Source organism: Streptomyces sp. NPDC098101 (genome assembly GCF_044760185.1).
Lineage (GTDB): Bacteria > Actinomycetota > Actinomycetes > Streptomycetales > Streptomycetaceae > Streptomyces.
This window is the reverse complement of sequence record NZ_JBIWAS010000001.1, coordinates 386662-410314: the sequence shown is the minus strand read 5'-3', so window position 1 is coordinate 410314 and position 23653 is coordinate 386662. Positions and strand designations below refer to the sequence as shown.

Genomic DNA, 23653 nt, shown 5'->3' with positions numbered 1-23653 from the left:
GATGTTCACGACGCACGGCACGGCGGTCCTGGTGACGGGCGGCAGCAGGGGGATCGGCGCGGCGACGGCGGTACGGCTCGCCCAAGAGGGCGCGGACGTGGCCTTCACCTACGTACGGGACGAGGAGCGGGCCGCGGAGGTCGCGGCCCGGATCGAGGCGACGGGCCGGAAGGCGCTGCCGCTGCGGGCCGACGCGGCCGACCCCGGGGACGCGGCGGGCGCGGTCGCGTGGGCGGCGGACGCCCTGGGACGGCTCGACGTCCTGGTGAACAACGCGGGCGTCGGGGTCCTCGGCCCGCTGGAGTCGCTGACCCTCGCGGACGTGGACCGGGTCCTCGCCGTGAACGTCCGGGCGGTCTTCCTCGCCTGCCAGGCGGCGGCGGTCCGGCTGCCGGACGGCGGCCGGATCGTCACGATCGGCAGCTGCATGACCCAGCGGGTGCCGGGCCCCGGCGGGGCCCTGTACGCGATGAGCAAGACCGCCCTGACGGGCCTCACGAAGGGGCTCGCCCGCGAGCTGGGCGGCCGGGGGATCACGGCGAACCTCGTCCACCCCGGCCCCGTGGACACCGACATGAACCCGGCGGACGGCCCGCTCGCGGAGGGCCAGACGGCCCTCACGGCCCTCGGCCGCTTCGGCACCCCGGACGAGGTGGCGTCGATGGTCGCCTTCCTGGCGGGCCCGGAGGGGCGGTACGTGACGGGGGCGGAGTTCTCGGTGGACGGGGGACACGCGGCGTAACGGCCGACCAGGGGCGGCAAGGACGTGGCGGATCCGGTCCGGGTCCGCCGGCGCCACGCGCTTTCCGGACTCCCGGCCGGGAGTCCGGGGACGTGCGCGAGGGCGCACCGGTGCTGTCGGGTCGGTGCGCCCTCGGGGGCCGGGCGGGGTGTCGTGTCCCGCCCGGGTCGTGGGGGCCGGGCGGGTCGCCCGGCGGGGGCGGGGGCCCGGGGCGCCCTGTCGGCGGGGCGCCCCGGGAGGTCAGCCGCCCAGTTCCTGGTGGCGGGCGGTCAGCCGCGCCGTACCGGCCTCCGTGAGGGAGCCGAAGAGGCGGAGGCGGGAGATGCCGCCGTCCGGGTAGATGTCGATCCGGACGCGGGAGCCGACCGCCGGGGCGTCCAGGACGAAGCGGTGGTTGGTGTCGGGCTGGAGGCGGGTCCGGGGCAGGACCTCGGTCCACTCCTCCGAGCCCTCGGCCGCGACGGAGAGGGCGGCCCAGCCCGCGCTGTTGCCCTTGAGGTAGGCGGTGTCGATCTCGACGGCGCGGATCTCGGACTCGGCGACCAGGGCGTAGCGGATCCAGTCGTTGCCCTTGTCGCGGCGGCGGCGGGTCTCCCAGCCGTCGTCCATCTTGTGGGAGCGGCCCGGCTGGATGGTGTTGGTGGCCGGGGAGTAGAAGCGGTCGGAGGCGTCCTCCACCTGACCGCCGTTCTCCAGGGCCGCGAGGTCGAAGGTGCCGAGGACGCCCAGCCACACCGGGTCGGGGGCGACCTCTCCGTACACGCGGAGGCGGGCGATGCCGCCGTCGGGGTGCTGGTTGACGCGCAGGTGCGTGAAGCGCTGCTCGACGTCGACGGCGAAGCCGTTGGCCGCGTGGCCGCCGACGGCGGTGCGCGGGACGAGCACCGTCCACTTCACGTCGTCGGCGAGGAGGTCCTCGGGCGAGGGCGAGCCGGCGACGGAGGCGGCCTCGACGGAGACGGCCTGCGGGTAGTTGCCGCGGAAGTGGGCGGTGTCGAGGACGATGCCGCGGATCACGCCGGGGGCGCCGAGCCGTACGAGGGCCCAGTCGTGGTCGTCCTCGGTGGGGTGCGGCTGCTGCGCGGAGACGCCACGACGACGGCGGGTCTCCCAGCCGTCCATGATCTTGCCCTTGTGGCCGAAGTGCTCGGGGTCGAACTCGGCGGCACCGGGCTTGAGCAGGTTCTCGCGCTCCGCGAAGAACTCGTCGTTGGCCGCGGTCACGCCCGCGCCGAGCCGCCGGTCCGCGAGGTCCGCGTACTGGGTGAAGGGGAAGTCGGCCGTGCGGTAGTCGGCGTACGGGTCGCCGCCGCCGTAGGGGCTGGCGTCGCCGGTGAAGGAGGGTATGCCGGTGCTCACGGGTCAGTTGTTCCTTTCGAGGAGGCGGCCGGAGGGCTCGGCGAGGACACCGCGGTCGGCGATCCGCTCGCCGCGCAGCCAGGTGGAGGTGACGACGCCGTGCAGGGTCCGGCCCGCGTAGGCGGTGATCCGGTTGCGGTGCTGGAGCTCGGCCGGGTCGACGGTGAAGGTGGCCTCGGGGTCGAGGACGGCGAAGTCGGCGTCGCGGCCGGCCTCGATGGCGCCCTTGCGGTCGAGTCCGGCGAGCCGGGCGGGGCCCTCGGACATCCAGCGGACGACGTCCGTCAGGTCGTGGCCGCGGCGGCGGGCCTCGGTCCAGATGGCGGGCAGGCCGAGCTGGAGGGAGGAGATCCCGCCCCACGCGGAGGCGAAGTCGGGGGTCTTGAGGTCGGCGGTGGACGGCGAGTGGTCGGACACGACGCAGTCGATGGTGCCGTCCGCGAGCCCCTGCCACAGCGCGTCCTGGTTGGCGGCCTCGCGGATCGGCGGGCAGCACTTGAACTCGGTGGCGCCGTCCGGGATCTCCTCGGCGGTGAGCGTGAGGAAGTGCGGACAGGACTCGACGGTGATCTTCACGCCCTCGGCCCGGGCGGCGGCGATGGCCGGAAGGGCGTCGGAGGAGGAGAGGTGCAGGACGTGGACGCGGGCGTCGAGCCTGCGGGCCTGGCCGATCAGGTTCCCGATGGCCGTGTTCTCGGCGTCCCGGGGCCGGGAGGCGAGGAAGTCGGCGTACGCGCCGCCGGAGCGCTGCGGCGCGGCGGCGAGGTGGTGCGGGTCCTCGGCGTGCACGATCATCAGGCCGCCGAAGCCGGAGATCTCGGCGAGCGAGGTCGCGAGGCGCTCCTGGTCGAGCTCGGGGAACTCCTCCACGCCGGAGGGCGACAGGAAGCACTTGAAGCCGAAGACTCCGGCGTCGTGGAGCGGCCGCAGGTCCTTGACGTTGTCGGGCAGGGCGCCGCCCCAGAAGCCGACGTCGACGTGGGCCTTGGCGCGGGCGACGTCCTGCTTGACCCGCAGGTTCTCCACGGTGGTGGTCGGCGGCAGCGAGTTGAGCGGCATGTCGAGCAGGGTGGTGATGCCGCCGGCGGCGGCCGCGCGGGTGGCGGTCCAGAAGCCCTCCCACTCGGTGCGGCCGGGGTCGTTCACGTGCACGTGGGTGTCGACGAGTCCGGGCAGGACGACGTCGTCGCCGACGTCCTCCAGCCGGGCGCCGGCGGGCACCTCGGCGTCGTACGGCAGCACGGCCGCGATCGTCCCTCCGGAGACGGCGATCGACGCCGGGCGCGTCCCCTCGGGGGTGATGACGCGCGTCGAGCGCAGGACCAGGTTGACGTCCACCCGTACCCCTTCTTCCACTGCTCCTGGAGGGAGCCGTCCCTGCTCGGGGCGGGCTCCACGGAGAAATTCAACGAACTGTTGAAGGAGTCTTCACTTCCGGACGACATGTCGTCAAGGGCACACTTCCAGCATCCGGGACCGCCGAACCCGGCTTGGACGTTTCCACAGAGTGGAATGTAAATTTCGTACAGTAGAACGTAGCTCCGCACATGCGGGGCCGTCCCGGGCCTCTCCGGGCCCTCTCCGACACCGGACAAACACCCCCTGACCGGCGCCGACGCCGGGACCGGGGCCGTGTGCCCCGGCCGGTGGCCCGGTAGGCTGCTGCCTTGCCCGCCCGCCCCGAAAGGACCGTGACGTGCCGACGTCCAGCGCCAGCACCACCGACGCCGCCAAACCCGCCGCGAGCGGGGGCGTCCAGTCCCTCGAGCGCGCCTTCGACCTCCTGGAGCGGATGGCCGACGCCGGGGGCGAGGTCGGGCTGAGCGAGCTCTCCGCCAGCAGCGGGCTCCCGCTCCCCACCATCCATCGCCTGATGCGCACCCTCGTCGCCTGCGGCTACGTGCGCCAGCAGCCCAACCGGCGGTACGCGCTCGGCCCCCGGCTCATCCGGCTCGGCGAGTCCGCCTCCCGCCTCCTCGGCACCTGGGCCCGGCCGTACCTCGCCCGGCTCGTCGAGGAGACCGGCGAGACGGCGAACATGGCGCTGCTCGACGGCGACGAGATCGTGTACGTGGCGCAGGTGCCGTCCAAGCACTCGATGCGCATGTTCACCGAGGTCGGCCGGCGGGTCCTGCCGCACTCGACCGGCGTCGGCAAGGCGCTCCTCGCGCACACCCCGCCGGAGGAGGTGCGCGCGCTGCTCGCCCGCACCGGGATGCCGGCCGCGACCGAGAAGACCATCACCACGCCCGAGGGCTTCCTCGACGCGCTCGTCGCGGTCCGCGAGGCGGGGTACGCGGTCGACGACAACGAGCAGGAGATAGGGGTCCGCTGCCTCGCGGTCTCCGTGCCGGACTCCCCCACCGCCGCCGCCATCTCCATCTCGGGCCCGGCGGGCCGGGTCACCGAGGCCGCCACCGAGAAGATCGTCCCGATCCTCCAGGAAGTGGCGCGCGACCTGTCGGCGGCGCTGGCGAACACGGCGGGCAACGGCCAGGGCTGACCCGTCACCGCGCGCGAGGGCGCCCGGAACCGCACCTGGTTCCGGGCGCCCTCGCGCGTGCCGGGAGGCGTCACACCGGTACGGCCTCCGAGAGCCGTCCGTCCCGGACCGTGACCGTGCGGTCCGTCCCGGCCGCATGGGTCCGGTCGTGGGTGACCAGGACCGTCGCCGTCCCCCGCTCCCGCGTCAGGCGGGCGAGGAGGTCCACGACCGCCGCCCCGCGCTCGTGGTCGAGGGCGCTGGTCGGTTCGTCGACCAGGAGGACGGACGGCTCGTTCATCAGGGCCCGCGCGATGTTGACCCGCTGCCGCTGGCCACCCGACAGCTGGTGCGGCCGGCGCCCGGCCAGGTCCGCGAGGCCCACCGCGTCGAGCAGGTCCAGGGCCCGGCCCCGTACCGCCTTCGGGGAGCGGCCCGACAGGTGGGCCATCACCCGCACCTGCTCCGCCGCGCTCAGCGAGGGCAGCAGGTTGGGCTGCTGGAAGACGATCCCGACGTGCTCGCGCCGCAGCCGCGCCTTGGCGGCCGGGGTGAGCGCCCCCGTGTCCGTACCGGCGACGACGACCCGCCCCCGGTCCGGGGTGACGAGGGTGGCGGCCACCGCGAGCAGGCTGGACTTGCCGGACCCCGAGGGGCCGACGACCGCCGTGAGCGTCCCGGCGGGGACGGCGAGGGAGACGGCGTCGAGGGCGGTGAGCCGGCCGTCGCCGTCGGGGTAGGTGAGGGTGACGCCGTCGAGGACGAGGCTCATCGGGTGCTCCGGTGCGGGGTGAGGGGGTTCATCGGGCCGTGCGGCGTGGGGCGCTCCGGTGCGGGGCTCATCGGGCGCTGCCCAGGGCCGTGAGGGGGTCGACGGCGGTGATCCGCCGGACGGACAGGGCCGCGCCGAGCACGCCGAGGACGACGATGACGGCGGCAGGGCCGAGGACGGTGAGCGGTTCCAGGGCGAAGGGCACGTCCCCGCCGCCGACCAGGGCGCCGATGCCGGCCGCGAGCGCGGTGCCGAGCAGGGTCCCGGCGGCGAGCACGAGGACGGCCTGCCCGAGGGCGTCCTTCAGGAGGTACGGGGTGGAGGCGCCGAGCGCCTTGAGGACGGCGACGTCACCGGCGCGCTGGATGGTCCAGACGGTGAAGAAGGCCCCGACGACCAGCGCGGAGATCGCGAAGAGGAAGCCGCGCATGAGCTGGAGGGAGCCGTTCTCGGCCTGGTACGACCCGATGGCGGTGAGGGCGTCGCCGACGGTCCGCGCCTCGGTGCCGACGGCGGCGTCCCCGGCCGCCCAGTCGGTCCCGTCTCCGCCGCTCAGGGCGATGACCGTGGCCTGTTCCAGGGCCGTGGTGCCGCTGTGGCCGAGCCTCTGCCAGTCGTCGAGGGAGGTCCACACGACGGGCGTGTGGCTGTACGAGGCGTCGCCGGAGACCGCCGCGACGGTGGCCTCCAGGGGCCCGAGGCGGACCGCGTCACCGACGCCCGCGCCCAGCTCCCCGGCCGCCGGCCCGGACAGGACGACCTTCCCCGGGGCGACCGGGCCGGGCGCGAGCCCGGCCCCCGGTTCCGCGCCGAAGGCGGAGACGGCGGCGGTGCGGTCCCCGGCGGCGGCGACGAGCGTACGGATGCCGAGCGGCGCCGCGCCCGTCACCCCGGGCCGCTCCGCCCAGGCCCGCCACTGCTCCTCCGTCACCGTCGAGTCGGTGAAGGAGGCCGACCGGCCGGGCGGCGGCGCCGCGAAGGCCAGCCGGTCGGCGGGCAGGCCGGTGATCGCGGAGACGTTCTCCCGCGCGAGCCCGGCGGTCAGCCCGGACAACAGCCCCACGAGCAGGGTGATCAGCACGATCACCGTGCCCATGAGGGTGAACCGCCCCTTGGCGGATCTCAGGTCTCTCCATGCCACGAACATGCCGACCAGCCTGGTCCGCGCACCTCCTCGCGGGCATCGCGCGGCGGATGGCTCCACGATCGAACTTTCGGTTGAGCCGGTGCCGCCGCCCGCTGTCTACCCTGGAGGGATCATGACCGACCGCTCCTCCCTCCACCCCGCCCCTTTCGTGCTCCGCCTCTGCCTGCACCTCCTCATGGCGGGCCTGCTCGTCCTGGCGGCGGTCCGGGCGCACTCGGCCGCCGGGACGGTGGCGGCGGCGGTCACGGGAGCGGTCTACGCGGCGGGCTCGCACCTCCCGGCGGTACGGACCTCCCGGCGGGCGGCCGCCGTCTGGCTGGGGGTCCTGGGGGCGTCCTGGCTGGCGATGCTCTGCCTGACGCCGGAGGCGCTCTGGGTGGCCTTCCCGCTGTACTTCCTCCAGCTGCACCTGCTGCCCGCCCGCTGGTCGCTGCCGGCGGTGGCGCTGACGGCGGGCGCGGCGATCCTCTCGTACGTGGGGCACGGCGCCGCGCTCAACCCGGGGGTCTTCATCGGGCCGCTGCTCGGCGCGGCGGTCGCGGTGGCGACGGTCCTCGGCTACCAGGCCCTCTACCGGGAGAGCGAGCGGCGGCGCCGGCTCATCGAGGAGCTGATCGCGACCCGGGCGGAGCTGGCGGCGGCGGAGCGGCACGCGGGGACGCTGGCCGAACGGGAGCGGCTCGCGCGGGAGATCCACGACACGCTCGCGCAGGGCCTGTCCTCGATCCAGCTGCTGCTGCGGGCGGCCGAGCGCGCGCTGCCGCCGGACTCCCCCGCCGCCGGGCACATCGAGCGGGCGCGCCGGGCGGCGCAGGACGACCTGGCGGAGGCGCGGCGCTTCGTCCGGGCGCTCGCGCCGCCGGACCTGGAGCACGGCTCGCTCGCGGCGGCCCTGGAGCGGCTGTGCGAGCCGGGGGCGGAAGCGGGTCCGTACGGGCCCCGGGTCCGGTTCTCGGTGAGCGGGACGCCGGTGGAGCTGCCGACCCCGTACGAGGTGGCGCTGCTGCGGATCGCGCGGTCGGCCCTCGCGAACACGGTGCGGCACGCCTCGGCCTCGCGGGCGGAGATCACCCTGTCGTTCATGGGCGCGTCGGTGACCCTGGACGTGGTCGACGACGGGGAGGGCTTCGAGCCCGGTGCCGTACGCCCCTCGTCCGAGGGCGGTTTCGGGCTTCCGGCGATGCGGTCGCGGGCGGAGTCGCTCGGCGGCACGTTCACCGTGGAGTCCGCGCCCGGCCAGGGCACCGCCGTCGCCGTCTCCCTGCCGCTGCCCGACAGGGGTTCCCTTCCCTCCGGAGGTTCCGCATGACCATCCGTCTGCTGCTCGCCGACGACCATCCGGTGGTACGGGCCGGCCTGCGCGCGGTCCTCGACACCGAGCCGGACTTCGCGGTCGTCGCGGAGGCCGCCACCGCCGAGCGGGCGGTGGAACTGGCCGCCGCCGGGGGCGTGGACGTGGTCCTGATGGACCTCCAGTTCGGCGCGGGGGCGCACGGCTCGGAGGCGACGGCGGCGATCACGGCGGCGCCGGACGGGCCGAAGGTGCTGATCCTGACGACGTACGACACGGACGCGGACATCCTGGCGGCGGTGGAGGCGGGCGCCTCCGGCTACCTCCTGAAGGACGCGCCGCCGGAGGAGCTGGCGGCGGCGGTCCGGACGGCGGCGGCCGGGCAATCGGCCCTCGCGCCGGCGGTGGCGCACCGGCTGATGGACCGGATGCGGACCCCGGCGGAGGCGCTGACCAAGCGCGAGCTGGAGGTGCTCCAGCTGGTCGGCGAGGGCCTGTCGAACCTCCAGGTCAGCAAGGCGCTGTTCCTGAGCCAGGCGACGGTGAAGTCCCATCTGGTCCACATCTTCGCGAAGCTGGGCGTGGACTCCCGCACGGCGGCGGTGGCGGCGGCGACGGCCCGGCGGCTGATCAGACGGTGAGCTCCCGTCTCAGGGCGGCCGCTTGACGGTCCCTCAGTTCTCCGCGCCGCGCTCCGGCGGCGCGCCGAAGAGCTCGACGGCGCGGCGGACCCCGGCCAGGGCGTCGGCGAGGGCGCTGACGGAGCCGACGCAGCCCGCGACGATCAGCAGGGAGCGGCGCAGCCGCCGTACCTCCGGAGCGCCGCCGAGCACCATGGCGTCGAGCGCCGCGAGCTCCCCCTCGGCGATCTCCCGGTCGGCGAACTCGGCCCGGTGCGCGGCGAGTTCGCGCCGCAGCCGGGACACGGCCGACCTCAGCTCGGTCACCCTGGGGTCCACGCCCTCGATGCCCACCGGCCTCTGCTCCACGCTTCGCAACATGGTTCTCCCCCTCGCACGACACTGTGCGCAGAACTCCACACCCCGAGTACGCGGAAACGCTCCGGACCGACCCTCCGCACGATGGCCGGGCGCCGCGAGTCGGGCCAGTTAACTCCTTCGCCACCCCGCCGCGCCACCCCCCGCAAGGCTGATTCGCGCAACCGTGTGTTTCCGTCCGGATGCGGTATGCAGTCCTCATGACGACTCCGGAAGACCTCACTCCTCCGTCCGCCTCCGACCGTTCCCCCGTCGTGGCCGGTCTGCTGCTCGCCGCCGGGGGCGGCCGGCGGCTCGGGGGCCGGCCGAAGGCGCTGCTCACCCACCGGGGCCGCCCGCTGGTGGAGCACGCGGTGGGGGTGCTGCGCGCGGCCGGGTGCGAGGTGGTGCACGTGGTGCTCGGGGCGTCGGCGGACGCCGTGCGGGAGCGGGCGGAGCTGCCCGGCTGCGTCCTGGTGGAGAACCCGGAGTGGGCGGCGGGGATGGGCTCCTCGCTGCGGGCCGGGCTGGCGTCGCTCGCCGCCGATCCGCGCGGGGTGGACGCGGCGCTCGTGTTCCTGGTCGACCAGCCGGGGATCGGGGCGGAGGCGGTGGCCCGGGTGCGGGCGGCGTACGACTCGCGGGACTCGCTCGCGGCCGCCTCGTACGACGGGCGGCGGGGGCATCCGGTGCTGTTCGGCGCCGGGCGCTGGGCGGGGATCGCGGAGACGGCGGTGGGCGACCGGGGCGCGCGGGACTATCTGGCGGCGCACCGGGACGCGATCGTGCCGGTGGACTGCTCGGACGTGGCCGAGCCCTACGACATCGACACCGAGGCGGACCTGTCGCACTTGGAGTGAGCGGCCTGGCACTGAGCGCCGCTTTCTGTCGATCCGGAGAATCTCGACGTCAACAAACCATTGAACTTCCACCATGAGGAAACTAGTATCCACTGTTCAGAAGCGCCTGCCAGTCCGGAGGGCGCTCGCGGCCGTATCTCGGCTCCGGTGGCACTCCGTGCCGTCCCGTGACGCCCGGCGGCCGTCTGGCACCGCCCGCGAAGTCCGCTGAAGGAAGTGACAGTTCATGTCCGCACCAGCGCCGTCCCCCCTGGCCGTCGTCGATGCCGAGCCCCTGCCGCGCCAGGAAGAGGTGCTCACCGAGGCCGCCCTGGCCTTCGTCGCCGAACTGCACCGGCGGTTCACCCCGCGCCGGGACGAGCTCCTCGCCCGGCGGGCGGAGCGCCGCGCCGAGATCGCCCGCACGTCCACCCTGGACTTCCTCCCGGAGACCGCCGCGATCCGCGCCGACGACTCCTGGAAGGTCGCCCCGGCCCCGGCGGCCCTGAACGACCGCCGGGTCGAGATCACCGGCCCCACCGACCGCAAGATGACGATCAACGCGCTCAACTCCGGTGCGAAGGTGTGGCTCGCCGACTTCGAGGACGCCTCGGCGCCGACCTGGGAGAACGTGGTCCTGGGCCAGCTGAACCTGATCGACGCGTACACCCGGAACATCGACTTCACGGACCCGCGCTCCGGCAAGTCGTACGCCCTCAAGCCCGCCGACGAGCTGGCGACGGTCGTCATGCGGCCGCGCGGCTGGCACCTGGAGGAGCGTCACCTGGCCTTCGAGGGACGGCCGGTGCCCGGCGCGCTCGTCGACTTCGGCCTGTACTTCTTCCACAACGCCCGGCGCCTGATCGACCTCGGCAAGGGCCCGTACTTCTACCTGCCGAAGACGGAGTCGCACCTGGAGGCCCGCCTCTGGAACGAGATCTTCGTCTTCGCCCAGGACTACGTCGGCATCCCGCAGGGCACCGTCCGCGCCACGGTCCTCATCGAGACCATCACGGCCGCGTACGAGATGGAGGAGATCCTCTACGAGCTCCGCGACCACGCCGCGGGCCTCAACGCGGGCCGCTGGGACTACCTCTTCTCCATCGTCAAGAACTTCCGCGACGGCGGCGCCAAGTTCGTCCTGCCGGACCGCAACCTGGTCACGATGACGGCCCCGTTCATGCGCGCGTACACCGAACTCCTCGTGCGCACCTGCCACAAGCGCGGCGCGCACGCGATCGGCGGCATGGCGGCCTTCATCCCGTCCCGCAAGGACGCCGAGGTCAACAAGGTCGCGTTCGAGAAGGTCAAGGCCGACAAGGACCGCGAGGCCGGCGACGGCTTCGACGGCTCCTGGGTCGCCCACCCCGACCTGGTACCGATCGCGCTGGCCTCCTTCGACGCCGTCCTCGGCGAGAAGCCCAACCAGAAGGACCGCCTGCGCGAGGACGTCTCCGTCGCGGCCGGCGACCTGATCGCGATCGACTCGCTCGACGCGAAGCCCACCTACGACGGCCTGCGCAACGCCGTCCAGGTCGGCATCCGCTACATCGAGGCGTGGCTGCGCGGCCTCGGCGCCGTCGCCATCTTCAACCTGATGGAGGACGCGGCCACCGCCGAGATCTCCCGCTCCCAGATCTGGCAGTGGATCAACGCGGGCGTCGTCTTCGAGAACGGCGAGAAGGCCACCCCCGAGCTGGCCCGCCAGGTCGCCGCCGAGGAACTGGCCGCGATCCGCGCCGAGATCGGCGAGGAGGCCTTCGCGGCCGGAAAGTGGCAGCAGGCCCACGACCTGCTGCTCCGCGTCTCCCTCGACGCGGACTACGCGGACTTCCTGACGCTTCCCGCGTACGAGCAGCTGGTCGGCTGACTCGCCCCGTACGGCTGATCCGGCTGCCCGCACAGTCGCCGGACGGCTTTTCGGACGGGCCCCGCCCCCGGTGTCGCACAGCACCGGGAGCGGGGCCCGTTCCCTTTCCGCTTCCCCCGCCTCCCCCTCGTCAGGGCAGGGCGATGCCGAGCGGGCCGAGGACGCGTTCCGCCTCGTGGCGGTCCGCCTCGGCCATCGCGCGGACCAGGGCGGCCGAGCCGCCGGGCCAGGCGGCGGCCGTCGCGTCGAAGGCCGCGCGGCGGGACTCCAGGGGCCCCTTCTTGGCGGGCAGCGCGTCGAGGACGCGCAGGGCCCGGGCCGAGGTCGGCACCTGGACCGGGTCCGCCTCCTCGCCCCGCTCCTCCAGGGCCCGGAGGGCGTACGCGCCGATCACGGGGTCGCGGAGGGCGGCGCGCAGCGTCCCGGGCGGGGCGGTGCCGGTGTCCAGGGCGGTGAAGAGCCCCCGGACGGCGGCCGCTTCGGAGGTGCCGGCGTGGACGGTTCCGAGGGCGTCGAGCAGCTGGGTCCAGGCGTGGGCGGTGTCCACGCGCGCGTGGAGCCAGTCGGCGAGGACGCGCGCGGCGACGGACGCGGACCAGCCCCCGGCGGCGGCGACCAGGACGGGCGCGGGCCAGGCGGCGGCCCCGGCGGCGTCCGGCGCGGCGATCCCGCGCACGGCGAGCAGATAGCGCACGGCGCCCGCGCCGCGCGGGGTGAGGCCGAAGGCGTCGCCGCTCCGGAAGACCAGGCCGGTGGCGGCGAGCCGGTCGAGGACGGCGGCCAGGTCCCGGGCGGGTCCCGCGAGCCGGGCGCGGTCGGCCTCGTCCAGTTCCGGGGTGCCCAGGAGCCGGACGAGCTCCGGCACGGGCGGGACCTCGTACGCGTCGGGCGCGCCGTCCGGCACCGGGACGGGCAGGTCCTCCAGGGCCGGGTCGACGGTCCAGTCCTCGTACTCGGCGGCCTTGCGGGCGACGGACTCGGCGGAGCAGCCGCGCTGGTAGACCACGTAGAGGAGGTGCGGGGCCTCGCCCCCGTACGGCTCGAACTCCTCCTCCGCGAGCTCCTCGACGGCGGTGAGGAGGGCGTTCGCGTCGTCCTCGGGGTCGCCGGACTCGATCGCGGGCGGCGGGGGCACGGGGGCGGCGGGGTCGCCGTAGTGGTCGAGGTGCTCGTCGAGGAGGGCGTCGGCCAGGACGAGGTGGGGGAAGGCGTCGGGGCCGGGGGCGTAGTGCGCGTACGGTCCGGCGAGCTGTGCGGCCAGTCCGGCGGCGGTCCACCGGTCCTGGAGCGCGGTGGCCACCTGTCCGATGCCGGTCGCCACGGCGTGGTCGGTGAGCAGCGGCCCGATCGGCGGCGGGGCCTCGGCGTCCCGGACGTACGCGCGCGTGAGGGCCTCGGTGAGCAGGACGTCCGCGAGGGCGGTCCGCCCCATGAGGTCGGCCCGGCGCACGCCGTCGGGCAGGGGCGCGCCGTCGAGGGCGGCGAGCCTGCGGCGCACGTCCTCGGGGTCGGTGAGGTCGGCGCCGCAGCTCCGCAGGAGGGAGGCGTACCAGCGGTGCCAGGTAAGGTTCCCGGGGTCGTTCATGGCCCGTTCGAAGTCGGGCCCGGCCTCCGCGACCGCCCGGGCGATCCGCTCGGCGCCGTCCCCGTCGAAGCGGGCGGCGAGCGCCCCGAGCACGGCGGGGTAGAGCGCGAGCTCGCCGGGCGGCACGTACACGAACGCGGGCAGGTCCTCCACGAGGAGCTGCCGCACCAGCTCGGGCGTCGGCTCGGGCACGCCCGTCCCCCGGTCGGCGCCCCGGAGCGCGAGGAGCCCGAGCACCGCCTCCGCGGCCCGCGCGAACGCGGGCTCTCGGTGCTCGGGTGCTCCGCCGACGAGTTCGAGGAACCTGTCGAACCCGGTGTTGGTGAGAACGGTCTCGGCCACGCTTCCCAGGGTAGTTCCGGGTGGGCGCTTCCGGGCTGCAAGGACCAGGGGCCAGGTGTGTCGCCGCAGTTCGGGGGCGTTTCAGCGCACGACCACCGTCCTCGGGGCCGAGAAGTCGCCCCAGGTGCCGTCGGGGAGGCGGGCGCGGAGGGTGACGGTGTAGCGGGTGCCCGGGGGGTCGGTGACCGGGAAGGCGTAGGTGGCGCGGCCGGGGGGCGGTGCGGTGCCCCAGACGATGGTGGTGGTGAAGCGGCCGTTGAGGTGGAGTTCGTGGTGGGTGACCGGGGCGTCCGTCTTCGGCGGGGTCCAGGTGAGGGTGATCTCGCCGCCCTTGGCGGCGGTGGCGGTGAGGTCGGTGGGGGCGGTGTTCGGGGGCGCGCCCGGGGCCGGGGCGGTGGTGAGGTCGACCGCGTTGCTGTCCGGGGAGGAGTTCTCGGCGGCGTCGCGGGCGCGGACGGTGAACGCGTAGGCGGTGCCGGGGCGCAGGCCGGTGAGGCGGGCGTCGGTGGCGGTGCCCGGGACCGTGTGGACGCGGGTGTCGGCCTGGTAGACGTCGTACGCGGTGACCCGGGTGTCGTCCCGGGCCGGGGACCAGCGGAGGACGGCGGCGCGGCTGCCGTCGGGGGTGACGCGGAGGCCGGTCGGGGCGGTGGGGGGCGTGCGGTCCTCGGCGGCGGCCGGGAGCGTGGTGGCGGTGACGGTGGCGCTGGGCGGCGAGGCGTTGCCGGCGGCGTCGCGGGCGCGGACGGTGAAGCGGTGGGGGGTGGCCGGGGCGAGGCCGACGACGTCGGTCATGAGGGTGGTGGCGGGGAGGTCCTTGACCTTGCGGCCCTCGCGGTAGACCTCGTAGCCGGTGACGGCGCGGTCGTCGGTGGCCGCGCTCCACATGACGTGGACGGTGGTCGAACTGCCCGAGGTGGCGGTGACGCCGGTGGGTGCGGTGGGGGCGCGGGTGTCCTCCGGTTCGGCTCCGGCGGCGGAGCAGGCGGTGAGGGCGAGCGCGAGAAGTGCTGCCGGGGCGAGCGAGCGGCGTGGGGGGAACGGGCGTTGCACGGTGCGGCCTCCGTCCGTCGGAAAGGTCCAGACCTATATCGCACAGTCGGGGCGGGCTCGACAAGGGGGCGGCGAGGGGGCGTTGTCAGTGGGGTGCGCTTCACTGGAATCGTCACGCTCCGTAGTCGAGTTCTGGGGGAAACATGACGGACCGTACGACCTATGTGTCGCTCGCCGGGGTGCGCCGGCGCGGCTGGACCGACGCCATGGTCCGGGACCTGCTCGGCACGCCCGACGTGCAGGGGCGCGATCCGCGCCGCTGGTCCCTCGCGCCGGTGCGGCTCTATCTGCTCGCCCGGGTGGAGACCGTGGAGCGGACGCCCGAGTTCGCCGAGACCTCGGAGCTCTCGCGGGTCCGCTCCTCGGCCACCGGGGCGTACGCCGAGCGGCGGCGGGCCGCCGTCCTGACCGCGATCCGCGCGGAGCCGATCGAGGTGCCCCGGCTGCCCGGCCCCGAGCTGGAGCGCCGCGCCGTCCGCCACCGGCACCTGCTGGGGGCCCGGAGCCCGGGGGCACCGGAGCCGGGCGGGGCGCCCGCCGGGGCGCTCGTGCGGTGGCAGGTGAGCTATCTGCGGCACGCCCTCTCGCGGTACGAGGCGCTGCTCGACGGCCTGTACGGCGAGACCGGGCGCGGCGAGGCCGAACGGCTGCTGCGCAGGCGCCTGTACGAGACGATCGGCGTCGCGTATCCCTCCCTGGCCCGGGAGTGCCGGCGCCGGATCGCGGTGGAGGGGTGAGCGGGGCCGCCCGGCCCGGGGCCTCCGGCGGTCCCGGCCGTCACTCCGTCAGCAGGCGGGCCAGCGCCCGGCAGGCCGCCGGGATCGGGGCGACGATCCGGACGGCGCACCGGGCCCGGAGCTCCTCGGCCGCCTCGCCGAGCGGACCGCCGCCGATGACGACGGTGCGGGCCCCGTCCCGTTCGGCGCAGGCGCGGACCGCCCGCTCCAGGCGGTCGAGGAGCACGGCCGGTTCGGCGGAGAGGCGTTCGGGGGCGCCGGCGGTGAGCCGCAGTCCGGTGTACCGGTCGGAGAGGCCGAGTTCCGCCACCCGGGCGGTGAGGGCGTCGGCCAGGAGCGGGGTGGTGGTGGCGATCCCGAAGGGGGCGCCGTCGGCGGCCGCCTCCAGGAGCGCCGCCTCGCCCAGGCCGGTCACGGGGAGCCCGGTCGCCGCGCGCAGGGCCTCCAGGCCCGGGTCCCCGAAGGCGGCGACGAGCAGGGCGGCGCAGTCGCCCCCGGCGGTGGCGGCGGCCCCCGCGGCCACGACCTCGGGTGCGGCGGCCCGCAGGGCGGCCGGGTCGGTGAGCATGAGCGGCCCCCGGGCGACGGTCACACCCCGGACGGGGCGGGCGGGGCCCAGGGTGCGCCGGGCGATGGCGGTCATCATCGCGGTGGTGGCTGCGGAGGTGTTGGGGTTGATCAGGACGACGGTCCTGGCCGTCGTAAGGGGACGGGGCGGGATCGGGGTCGGGGTGCCGGTCGCAGTCGCAGTCGCAGTCTCAATCGCGGTCGCGGTCGCGGTGCCGGTCGCCCTTCCGATCCCGGTCCCCGTTCCGGTGCCGGTCGTCGTGGCAGTCCCCGTCATACGGGTACGCGCGGCGGCCCCGGCCCCCGCCGGGTGGGCGGGGGTCGGGGCGGCCGGTGGGGTGGGGTGCGGGTTCAGTGGACGTGCGCCGCCTTCGCGGTGCGGCTGCCGGAGATCTCCTCGCCGGGCTCCATCGGCGCGGTGACCTCGTCGTCGTCCTGGCGCCGGCCCAGGTGGTTGAAGACCACGTTGAGCAGGACGGCGGCGACGCAGCCGGTGGAGATGCCGGAGTCCAGGATGATCTTCGCGGTCTCCGGGAAGGCGTGGTAGAAGTTCGGCGCGGTGATCGGGATGATGCCGACCGCCAGCGAGACGGCCACGATCAGGACGTTGTTGTCCTTCTCCAGACCGGCCTTGACGAGGGTCTGGATGCCGCTGGCGGCGACCGAGCCGAAGAGGACGACGCCCGCGCCGCCGAGGACCGGCCGGGGCACGACCGAGATCAGCGAGGCGGCGACCGGCGAGAGGCCCATGAGGACCAGGAAGCCGCCGCCGCAGGCGACGACGAAGCGGCTGCGGATCCGGGTCATGGCGACCAGGCCGATGTTCTGGGCGAAGGCGCTGCACATGAAGCCGTTGAACAGGGGGCTGATCGCGGAGCCGAGGGTGTCGGCGCGCAGTCCGGCGGCGATGGTCTTCTCGTCGGCGGGCCGCTCGACGATCTCGCCGAGCGCCAGCATGTCGGCGGTCGACTCGGTCATGGAGACCAGCATGACCACGCACATGGAGATGATCGCGGCGAGGGCGAACTGCGGGGCGCCGAAGTGGAAGGGGGACGGGAAGCCGACGATGTCCGCCTCGGTCACCGGGGAGAAGTCGGTGACGCCGAACGGGATGGCGATGAGGGTGCCGATGACGAGTCCGACCAGGACGGCGACCTGCTTGAGGAAACCGCGGGTGAAGCGGCGCAGGAGCAGGACGACGACGAGGGTGATGCCGGCGAGGGTGAGGAAGGTCGTCGAACCGTAGTCCTTCGCCTGGGGGTTGGGTCCCTGGGCCCAGCCGAACGCGACCGGGAGGAGGGACACGCCTATGAGGGTGATGACGGTGCCGGTGACGACCGGCGGGAAGAACCGCACGAGCCGGGAGAACCAGGGGGCGGCGAGGAAGCCGAGGAGTCCGGCGACGATGATCGCGCCGAAGATCACGGGGAGCGCGTCGGCCTTGTTCTCGGTGGTGTCGACGATGGCGAGCATCGGGGCGACGCCGGCGAAGGTGACGCCGTTGACGAACGGCAGGCGGGCGCCGATCTTCCAGACGCCCAGGGTCTGGAGGAAGGTGGCGAGGCCGGCGGTGAAGAGGCTGGCGCCGGTGAGGAAGGTGAGTTCGGTGCCGGAGAGGCCGACGGCCGCTCCCACGATCAGGGGCGGGGCGACGACGCCCGCGTACATGGCGGCCACGTGCTGGAGGCCGCTGGTGAGCATCTTCACGGGGGGCAGCGTCTCGTCGACCGGATGCTTCTCGCGGTCTTCGGGGGCGGAGCCTGCGTCTTGTGCATTGCGAACCTGGGGCTTGGATGCCACGGCGGTTCCTCCGGTCGGTTACACGTCGGCGGTGACGCGGGTGTCTGGGAGGTGGTGCGATGCGGTGCGGGTGCGGGAGGTGCGGCTCGTCGCGGGGCGGGGCTCCGGCGGGCGGGGCCCCTGGAGCGGAGTCCCGGCGGGCGGGGTCCGGAGGGCGGTGCTTCGGGAGGCGGGGCGGGGCGGGCGGTGCGGTGCGGCCGTGGAGGGAGCGCGGCACCTGGGTGGGGTGCCCGGTGGGGGCGGGCGGGTGTCACCGTTCCGGGAGGTGCCGTACTGCTTCTGCGTACGCCACCTCCCGGTCCGGCTGCCGCGGATCCCGCTCGGATCCGCGGCGACCGGCCGAGGGCCGTCCCCCTCGGCCGGACTCCGTGGGGAGGGTCAGCCCTGGGCCGCGATGCGGGCCAGGCGCTGCGCCTCCGTGCGCGCGTCGCGCGCGATGGTGTCCTCGTCGACGGTGAGCAGCCGGTCGTTCTCGACGATCTGCCGGCCGTTGACGAAGGAGGCCGTGACCGGGGCCGCCGCGCCGAAGACGATGGCGGTGACCGGGTCGGCGATCGTGGAGTGGCCGAGGCCGTCGATCTTCCAGAGGACGAAGTCGGCGAGCTTGCCGGCTTCGAGGGAGCCGATGCTGTCGGCGCGGCCGAGGACCTGCGCGCCGCCGTAGGTGCCGAGGCGCAGGGCCTGGCGGGCGTTGAGCGCGGCCTCGCGGTGGGCGCCGAGGCGGTTGATGAGGAGCGCGTTGCGCAGCTCGGTGTGGAGCTCGCCGGACTCGTTGGAGGCGGTGCCGTCGACGCCGAGGCCGACGGGGACGCCCGCCTTCAGCATGTCCGGTACGCGGGCGATGCCGGCGGCGAGGCGCGCGTTGGAGGAGGGGCAGTGGGCCACGCCGGTCTTGGTGCGGGCGAAGGCGGCGATGTCGGAGTCGTTCATGTGGACGCAGTGCGCCATCCACACGTCCTCGCCGAGGAAGCCGGTGGACTCGAAGTAGTCCGTCGGGCCCATGCCGAAGAGCTCGTGGCAGAACTTCTCCTCCTCCACGGTCTCCGAGCCGTGGGTGTGCATCCGCACGCCCAGGCGGCGGCCGAGCGCGGCGCCCTCGCGGAGCAGCTCGGTGGAGATGGAGAAGGGGGAACAGGGGGCGACGGCGACCTGGGTCATCGCGTCGAAGGAGGCGTCGTGGTACTTCTTCACCGTCTCCTCGGTCGCGGCGAGCGCGCCCTCGGTGGTCTCGACGGCGAAGTCCGGCGGCAGGCCGCCGTCCTTCTCGCTGCGGTCCATGGAGCCTCGGGCGAGGGTGAAGCGGACGCCCATCTCGGAGGCGGCGCCGATGATGGCGCCGGAGAGGTCGCCGGAGTTCACCGGGTAGACGTAGTGGTGGTCCATGGCGGTGGTGACGCCGCCGCGGGCCATCATCGCCAGCGAGCCCCGGGCGGCCGCGCGCACCATCGGCTCGTCGATCCGCGCCCAGGTCGGGTAGAGCGCCACCAGCCAGTTGAAGAGGTTGTGGTCGGTCGCCAGGCCGCGGGTGATCCACTGGTAGAAGTGGTGGTGGGTGTTGACCAGGCCGGGCGTGACCAGGTGGCCGGTGGCGTCGATGCGCCGGACCACGTTCTCCAGGTTCGCGGGGGCCTTGCCGGCTCCGATGGACTCGATCCTGTTGCCGGCGACGACGAGGTACCCGGAGGCGTACTCGGTGTCGTCGGCGTCGACGGTCGCGATCGCCGCGTTCTCGACGACGATCCGCTGGGGGGCTGCCGAAGGTGCTGCCATGGCGGTGCTTCCTTCATTCCTCGGGGGTGGTGTGGGCACGGCAGGACCCTAGGAGGATTTGAGTGCCGGGGCCGCGTGACGGCTCCGGGTGCCGAGATGGTGGAAGAACAGGTTGAGCAGGACCGCGACGAGCGCGCCCGCGCTGATGCCGGAGCCGAGGACGGTCTGCGCCCAGGCCGGGAAGCCGGCGTAGAAGGTGGGCGCGGCGAGCGGGATGATGCCCGCTCCGAGCGCGACGGCCACCAGGATGATGTTGGAGCTGTCGTCGAGTCCGGCTTCCGAGAGGGTGCGGATGCCGCTGACCGCGATCGAGCCGAAGAGGACGATGCCGGCGCCGCCGAGGACGGGCATCGGGACCGTGGAGACGACCGCGCCGAGGACCGGGAAGGCGCCGAGGACCAGCAGGGCGCCGCCGGCGGCGGCGACCACGTACCGGGAGCGGACCCGGGTCAGCGAGACGACGCCGACGTTCTGGGCGAAGGCCGAGGTGGGGAAGCCGCCGAAGACGGGGCCGAGGAGGGTGGCGATGCCGTCGGTGCGCAGGCCGCGGGTGATGGTCCGGCCGTCGGTGCGCCGCTCGCAGATCTCGCCGAGGGCGAGCATCCCGGCGCTGGACTCCGTCATCAGGACCAGCATCACGATGCACAGGGAGAGGATCGCGGCGGGCTGGAACTCGGGGGCGCCGAAGGCGAAGGGGGCGGGCAGGGCGGCGACGGGCGCCTCGCGCAGGGCGCCGAAGTCGGCCATTCCGAAGGGGATCGCGGCGAGGGTGCCGACGAGGAGGCCGAGGAGCAGGGCGATCTGCTTGACGAAGCCCTTGCCGAAGCGCTGGAAGAGCAGGATGACGACGAGGGTGAAGCCGGCGAGTGCCAGGTACCTCATGGCGCCGAAGTCGGCGGCGGTCCGGTCGCCGCCCTGGGCCCAGGCGACGGGCACGGGCATCAGGGTGACCCCGATGAGGGTGATGACGACGCCGGTGACGAGCGGCGGGAAGAAGCGCAGGAGCCGGCCGAAGAAGGGGCCGACGGCGAGGCAGAAGACTCCGGCGACCATCACCGCGCCGTAGATGGCGGGCAGTTGGTGTCCGGGGGCGCTGGTCTCGGCGATGGCGAGCATCGGGGCGATGCCGGCGGACGAGGCGGCGTTGACGAACGGGAGCCGGTTGCCGGCGAAGCGTCCGGCGCCGAGGGTCTGCAGGACGGTCGCGCAGCCGGCGATCAGGAGGCCGGCGGCGATGAGCCGGGTCATTCCGGCCGCGTCGAGGCCGACGGCCTGGCCGACGATGAGCGGAGGGGTGACGACGCCGGCGTACATGGCGGCGATGTGCTGGAGCGCCGCGGGGACGAGCCGCGGGGCGGGGAGCTTCTCGTCCACCGGGTGGCAGGGGGCCGGGGAGGACGACGGGGTGGAACACGGGCCTTCGGCGGTTGCCGGCCCCTTTGCAGGCTGTGCCATGGGAAGGTTCCCTCCGGTCTGGTGCGGCCCCCGCCCGACTGCGGGCGGGCGGGGGCCGGTCACTCAGATGCCGCTTAGAGGTTGGTCATGTCGACCGGGATCTGCGCCGTGGCCCCGTCGCGCAGGACGGTGGCCTCGATGAGTCCGTACATGCGGTCGGCGGCGTAGTAGACCTCGTTGTCGTTCTTCAGGCCGAAGGGCTCGAGGTCGACCAGGAAGTGGTGCTTGTTCGGGAGCGAGAAGCGGACCTCGTCGATCTCCGAGCGGTGGTTGATGATCCGGGTGGCCATCTGGTACAGCGTCTGCTGGAGGGAGTACGAGTAGGTCTCCGCGAAGGCCTCGAGCATGTGCTTCTTCGTCTGCTCGTAGGACCGCTCCCAGTTGGGCATCCGCTGGTCGTCGTCGGTCCAGTTGAACCGCCACCGGCCGGAGACCTGGGTGGCCAGGATGCGGTCGTACGCCTCCTGGAGGGTCGTGTACTGGTCCTTGATGTAGCCCCAGAACTCCGAGTTGGTGGAGTTCATGACGACGAGGTCCTTGAGGCCGGAGATGACCTCCCACTTCTCGCCGTCGTAGGTGATCTGGGTGACCCGGGTCTCCTGGCCCTTGCGGGCGAAGGAGTGGTTGACCTCGTCGGAGCCGATGAACTTGGAGTTGGCGTCGGAGGAGGCGATGCGCTCCCAGGAGTACTCCTCGATCCGGATCCGGGCGCGCTCGATCGGCTCCTGGCTCGTCACGAAGTGGCGGGCCAGGTGGATGCCGAACTGCTCGGCGGACTCGATGCCGTACTCCTTGGCGAACGCGAAGACGGTGTTCTTCGTCGTGTCGGTGGGGAGGCAGTGGGCGTTGGAGCCGGTGAGGTGGACGTCGCTGAGGTCGCCGGAGAGGGCGACGGAGACGTTGAGGTCCTTGATGTGGTGGGTGGCGCCGTCCCGCGTGATCTTGACGACGCGGTTCTCTGCTTTGCCGTACTGGTTCTGGCCGAGAATCGTGGGCATGTCTGCTAGCTCCCTCGGTATACGGAGTAGCCGAACGGGTTGAGCAGCAGCGGTACGTGGTAGTGCTCGCCCGGGGTGACGGCGAACGTGATCGCCACCTCCGGGAAGAACGCACCGCTGTCCCTTACGCGGGGGGCGTCCTGCTGCGCCTCGGCTTGCTTCTTCGCACTGTGCTGGGTGGAGAAGTACGCCTCGGTCTCGAAGTCGAGGCGTACGTGGGTGGTTCCCTCCGGCAGGGCCGGCAGGTCCTTGCAGCGCCCGTCCGCGTCGGTGGCGGAGCCGCCGAGCGCGGTCCACTCCGCGTCGGAGCCGGCGCGGGCCGCGAGCGCGATGGCGACGCCCTCGGCGGGGCGGCCGATGCTGGTGTCCAGGATGTGCGTGGACACCGAGGCCGTGGTGTCGGTGCTCATGTACGGAGCTCTCTTCTCTCTTACGAGTCCTCTGCGGGACCCGCGGGCCCGTTACGGGGCCTGCGGGCCCTCCGCGAGGCGGGTCAGCCGGATGCGGTTGATCTTGCCCAGTTCGGTGCGGACGATCTCGCGCTCCGCCTCGGGCGAGTTGCCGATCCGCTCGCGGACCGCGTCGCGCATCTGCTCGCCGCTCTTGCCGGTGGCGCAGATGAGGAAGACATGACCGAACCTGTCCTGGTACGCCAGGTTGAGTTCGAGCATCTCGGCCTTGAGCTCCTCGGAGGCTCCGGCCATCCCGCTCTGCTCGCGGGAGGAGGTCGGGTCCCCGGCCTTCGGACGACCGATCGGCGGGTGCCCGGCCATCGCCTCGGCCAGGTCCTCGGCGGTCAGCTCGGCCATGGCGGCGTCGCTGGCGAGGAAGAGGGCTTCGGCGGTGGTGTACGGGCGCTGGGCGAGGATCTTGCTCCCCCACGCCGAGCTGGAGCACACCTCGTGGAGCGCGGCGAGGGCCTCGCTGTCCGCCGAGGTGTTGAACCGGGCCAGGCCCGGTGTCGTACCTGAAGTCACGGGAAGCCTCCGTGGCTGTTTTTCGCTGTGCGTCGGACGGGCTGCGGATAGCTAACGCCCTCCGCAACACAACGTCAACACTTTGTTGAAAAGTCGGTGACACAAAAGCCGTCGTCCCGACATCCGGACGACGGCTTGTGGACACACATGATCAACTAGTCGGCCTTGACGGCCTTTTCCCTGTTCAGGGCGGTCTCGCGGTTCAGGTAGTTGTACACGGTGAAGCGGCTGACGCCGAGCGCGCCCGCCACCGTCTCCACCCCGTGGCGCACGGAGAACGCGCCGCGCGCCTCCAGGAGCCGGACGATCTCCTGCTTCGACTTGCGGTCGAGCTCCGCGAGCGGCGTCCCGTGCCGCCGCTCCATCGCGGCCAGGATGTGGTCCAGGGACTCCGAGAGCTGCGGGAGGCGCACGGCGAGCACGTCCTCCCCCTCCCAGGACAGGACGACGTCGTCGGGCTCGGCCAGCTCGGGCCCCAGCAGCTCGGCGCCCATGGCGTCGACCAGGGGCTTCACCGCGGCGATCAAGGGGTGTTCGTTCACTTCTCGCCCTCCCCGATCACGTTGACCTGGAGCGAGACGCGCGTGGCGCCGGCCGCGAGCGACTCGCGGAGCAGCGCGTCGACGGCGGTGAGGACCGCGTCGGCGCCACCCTCCGCCGTGTTGCCGAAGGGGCCGACGTCGACCGCGTCCAGGTCGGCCGACTGGATGACCTCACGGGCCACGACCGCGTGCGCCGGCGCCTCGTCGAGGTCGAACGGCTCGGTCGTGAACTCCACTCTCAAACGCACCATGGCCCCACGCTACGGCCCCTCCCCGGCCCCGCGGGAGCCCCGGACCTGCGGGGACCCCTTGACAAGCGCGGCGACCTGCTTGCAACATTCCGTCAGA

At 73.8% G+C, this 23653-nt stretch carries 23 protein-coding genes; 7 read left to right on the top strand and 16 right to left on the bottom strand.

The genetic code is table 11. From position 1 onward, the window contains the following. The first annotated feature begins 1 nt into the window (after position 1). Positions 2-742, top strand: a complete 741-nt coding sequence (locus ACIQVI_RS01630; protein ID WP_351971936.1) for an SDR family oxidoreductase — start codon at positions 2-4, stop codon at positions 740-742. Positions 743-982: 240 nt separating this feature from the next. On the opposite strand, the gene alc is transcribed toward ACIQVI_RS01630, so the two are convergent. Further along, on the bottom strand, positions 983-2101 hold the full coding sequence (gene alc, locus ACIQVI_RS01625) for an allantoicase (RefSeq protein WP_403589857.1): 1119 nt from the start codon (positions 2099-2101) through the stop codon (positions 983-985). A 3-nt stretch (positions 2102-2104) separates the two neighbouring features. Beyond that, positions 2105-3439, bottom strand: coding sequence for an allantoinase AllB (gene allB, locus ACIQVI_RS01620; RefSeq protein ID WP_403589855.1), 1335 nt, complete (start codon positions 3437-3439; stop codon positions 2105-2107). Positions 3440-3797: 358 nt separating this feature from the next. Here allB and ACIQVI_RS01615 point away from each other — a divergent pair, with 358 nt between their 5' ends. Continuing rightward, positions 3798-4604, top strand: coding sequence for an IclR family transcriptional regulator (locus ACIQVI_RS01615; protein ID WP_121832443.1), 807 nt, complete (start codon positions 3798-3800; stop codon positions 4602-4604). 70 nt (positions 4605-4674) lie between these two features. Here ACIQVI_RS01615 and ACIQVI_RS01610 read toward each other — a convergent pair whose 3' ends face one another. Continuing rightward, positions 4675-5355, bottom strand: a complete 681-nt coding sequence (locus ACIQVI_RS01610; RefSeq protein ID WP_403589853.1) for an ABC transporter ATP-binding protein — start codon at positions 5353-5355, stop codon at positions 4675-4677. A 67-nt stretch (positions 5356-5422) separates the two neighbouring features. Next, positions 5423-6502, bottom strand: a complete 1080-nt coding sequence (locus ACIQVI_RS01605; protein WP_403589851.1) for an ABC transporter permease — start codon at positions 6500-6502, stop codon at positions 5423-5425. A 112-nt stretch (positions 6503-6614) separates the two neighbouring features. Between ACIQVI_RS01605 and ACIQVI_RS01600 the strand changes: the two genes are divergently transcribed. Together ACIQVI_RS01600 and ACIQVI_RS01595 are read left to right on the top strand one after the other, a co-directional pair. Further along, a complete protein-coding gene (locus tag ACIQVI_RS01600; protein ID WP_403589849.1) occupies positions 6615-7811 on the top strand; it encodes a sensor histidine kinase in 1197 nt (398 codons plus the stop codon). After that, positions 7808-8434: a response regulator gene (locus tag ACIQVI_RS01595; RefSeq protein WP_403589847.1), complete on the top strand. Its 627-nt coding sequence runs from the start codon at positions 7808-7810 to the stop codon at positions 8432-8434. Before ACIQVI_RS01600 ends, ACIQVI_RS01595 begins: the two co-directional genes overlap by 4 nt. 33 nt (positions 8435-8467) lie before the next feature. Here the strand turns inward: ACIQVI_RS01595 and ACIQVI_RS01590 are convergent, their stop codons facing one another. After that, on the bottom strand, positions 8468-8794 hold the full coding sequence (locus ACIQVI_RS01590) for a DUF5955 family protein (RefSeq protein ID WP_351974112.1): 327 nt from the start codon (positions 8792-8794) through the stop codon (positions 8468-8470). Between the two features lie 197 nt (positions 8795-8991). Between ACIQVI_RS01590 and ACIQVI_RS01585 the strand changes: the two genes are divergently transcribed. Continuing rightward, entirely contained in the window at positions 8992-9630 is a 639-nt protein-coding gene (locus tag ACIQVI_RS01585) for an NTP transferase domain-containing protein (protein ID WP_403589845.1), read from the top strand. Between the two features lie 226 nt (positions 9631-9856). Beyond that, positions 9857-11479, top strand: a complete 1623-nt coding sequence (gene aceB, locus ACIQVI_RS01580; RefSeq protein WP_403589843.1) for a malate synthase A — start codon at positions 9857-9859, stop codon at positions 11477-11479. A 130-nt stretch (positions 11480-11609) separates the two neighbouring features. On the opposite strand, the gene ACIQVI_RS01575 is transcribed toward aceB, so the two are convergent. Both ACIQVI_RS01575 and ACIQVI_RS01570 read right to left on the bottom strand, forming a co-directional pair. Beyond that, entirely contained in the window at positions 11610-13406 is a 1797-nt protein-coding gene (locus tag ACIQVI_RS01575; RefSeq protein WP_403589841.1) for a hypothetical protein, read from the bottom strand. An 81-nt stretch (positions 13407-13487) separates the two neighbouring features. Beyond that, positions 13488-14459 (bottom strand): fibronectin type III domain-containing protein, encoded by a 972-nt coding sequence (locus ACIQVI_RS01570; RefSeq protein ID WP_351973430.1) that lies wholly within the window; start codon positions 14457-14459, stop codon positions 13488-13490. A gap of 143 nt (positions 14460-14602) precedes the next feature. On the opposite strand from ACIQVI_RS01570, the gene ACIQVI_RS01565 reads away from it, so the two are divergent. Beyond that, a complete protein-coding gene (locus ACIQVI_RS01565) occupies positions 14603-15196 on the top strand; it encodes a hypothetical protein (RefSeq protein ID WP_403589839.1) in 594 nt (197 codons plus the stop codon). 40 nt (positions 15197-15236) lie between these two features. Here the strand turns inward: ACIQVI_RS01565 and ACIQVI_RS01560 are convergent, their stop codons facing one another. The 9 genes from ACIQVI_RS01560 to ACIQVI_RS01520 all read right to left on the bottom strand — a co-directional run bounded on the left by ACIQVI_RS01560 (position 15237) and on the right by ACIQVI_RS01520 (position 23553). Then, a complete protein-coding gene (locus ACIQVI_RS01560) occupies positions 15237-15875 on the bottom strand; it encodes an aspartate/glutamate racemase family protein (protein ID WP_403592188.1) in 639 nt (212 codons plus the stop codon). A gap of 239 nt (positions 15876-16114) precedes the next feature. Beyond that, the gene (locus ACIQVI_RS01555; RefSeq protein ID WP_403589837.1) at positions 16115-17563 is read right to left on the bottom strand and encodes a nucleobase:cation symporter-2 family protein; all 1449 of its coding nucleotides are present in this window, start codon (positions 17561-17563) and stop codon (positions 16115-16117) included. Between the two features lie 378 nt (positions 17564-17941). After that, positions 17942-19333, bottom strand: coding sequence for an 8-oxoguanine deaminase (locus ACIQVI_RS01550; RefSeq protein ID WP_403589835.1), 1392 nt, complete (start codon positions 19331-19333; stop codon positions 17942-17944). 48 nt (positions 19334-19381) lie between these two features. After that, on the bottom strand, positions 19382-20788 hold the full coding sequence (locus ACIQVI_RS01545; protein WP_351970388.1) for a nucleobase:cation symporter-2 family protein: 1407 nt from the start codon (positions 20786-20788) through the stop codon (positions 19382-19384). 74 nt (positions 20789-20862) lie between these two features. Then, positions 20863-21786 (bottom strand): factor-independent urate hydroxylase, encoded by a 924-nt coding sequence (gene pucL / locus ACIQVI_RS01540; protein WP_351970389.1) that lies wholly within the window; start codon positions 21784-21786, stop codon positions 20863-20865. 5 nt (positions 21787-21791) lie between these two features. Continuing rightward, on the bottom strand, positions 21792-22196 hold the full coding sequence (uraH, locus tag ACIQVI_RS01535) for a hydroxyisourate hydrolase (RefSeq protein WP_030219689.1): 405 nt from the start codon (positions 22194-22196) through the stop codon (positions 21792-21794). A 51-nt stretch (positions 22197-22247) separates the two neighbouring features. Beyond that, complete coding sequence (gene uraD, locus ACIQVI_RS01530; RefSeq protein WP_351970390.1) at positions 22248-22763, bottom strand: 2-oxo-4-hydroxy-4-carboxy-5-ureidoimidazoline decarboxylase; 516 nt, start codon at positions 22761-22763, stop codon at positions 22248-22250. Between the two features lie 155 nt (positions 22764-22918). Further along, positions 22919-23257 carry a helix-turn-helix domain-containing protein gene (locus ACIQVI_RS01525; protein WP_351970409.1) on the bottom strand — a complete coding sequence of 113 codons (339 nt, stop codon included), beginning with the start codon at positions 23255-23257 and terminating at the stop codon, positions 22919-22921. Positions 23258-23301: 44 nt separating this feature from the next. Then, positions 23302-23553 carry a hypothetical protein gene (locus ACIQVI_RS01520; RefSeq protein WP_121829437.1) on the bottom strand — a complete coding sequence of 84 codons (252 nt, stop codon included), beginning with the start codon at positions 23551-23553 and terminating at the stop codon, positions 23302-23304. Positions 23554-23653: the final 100 nt, after the last annotated feature.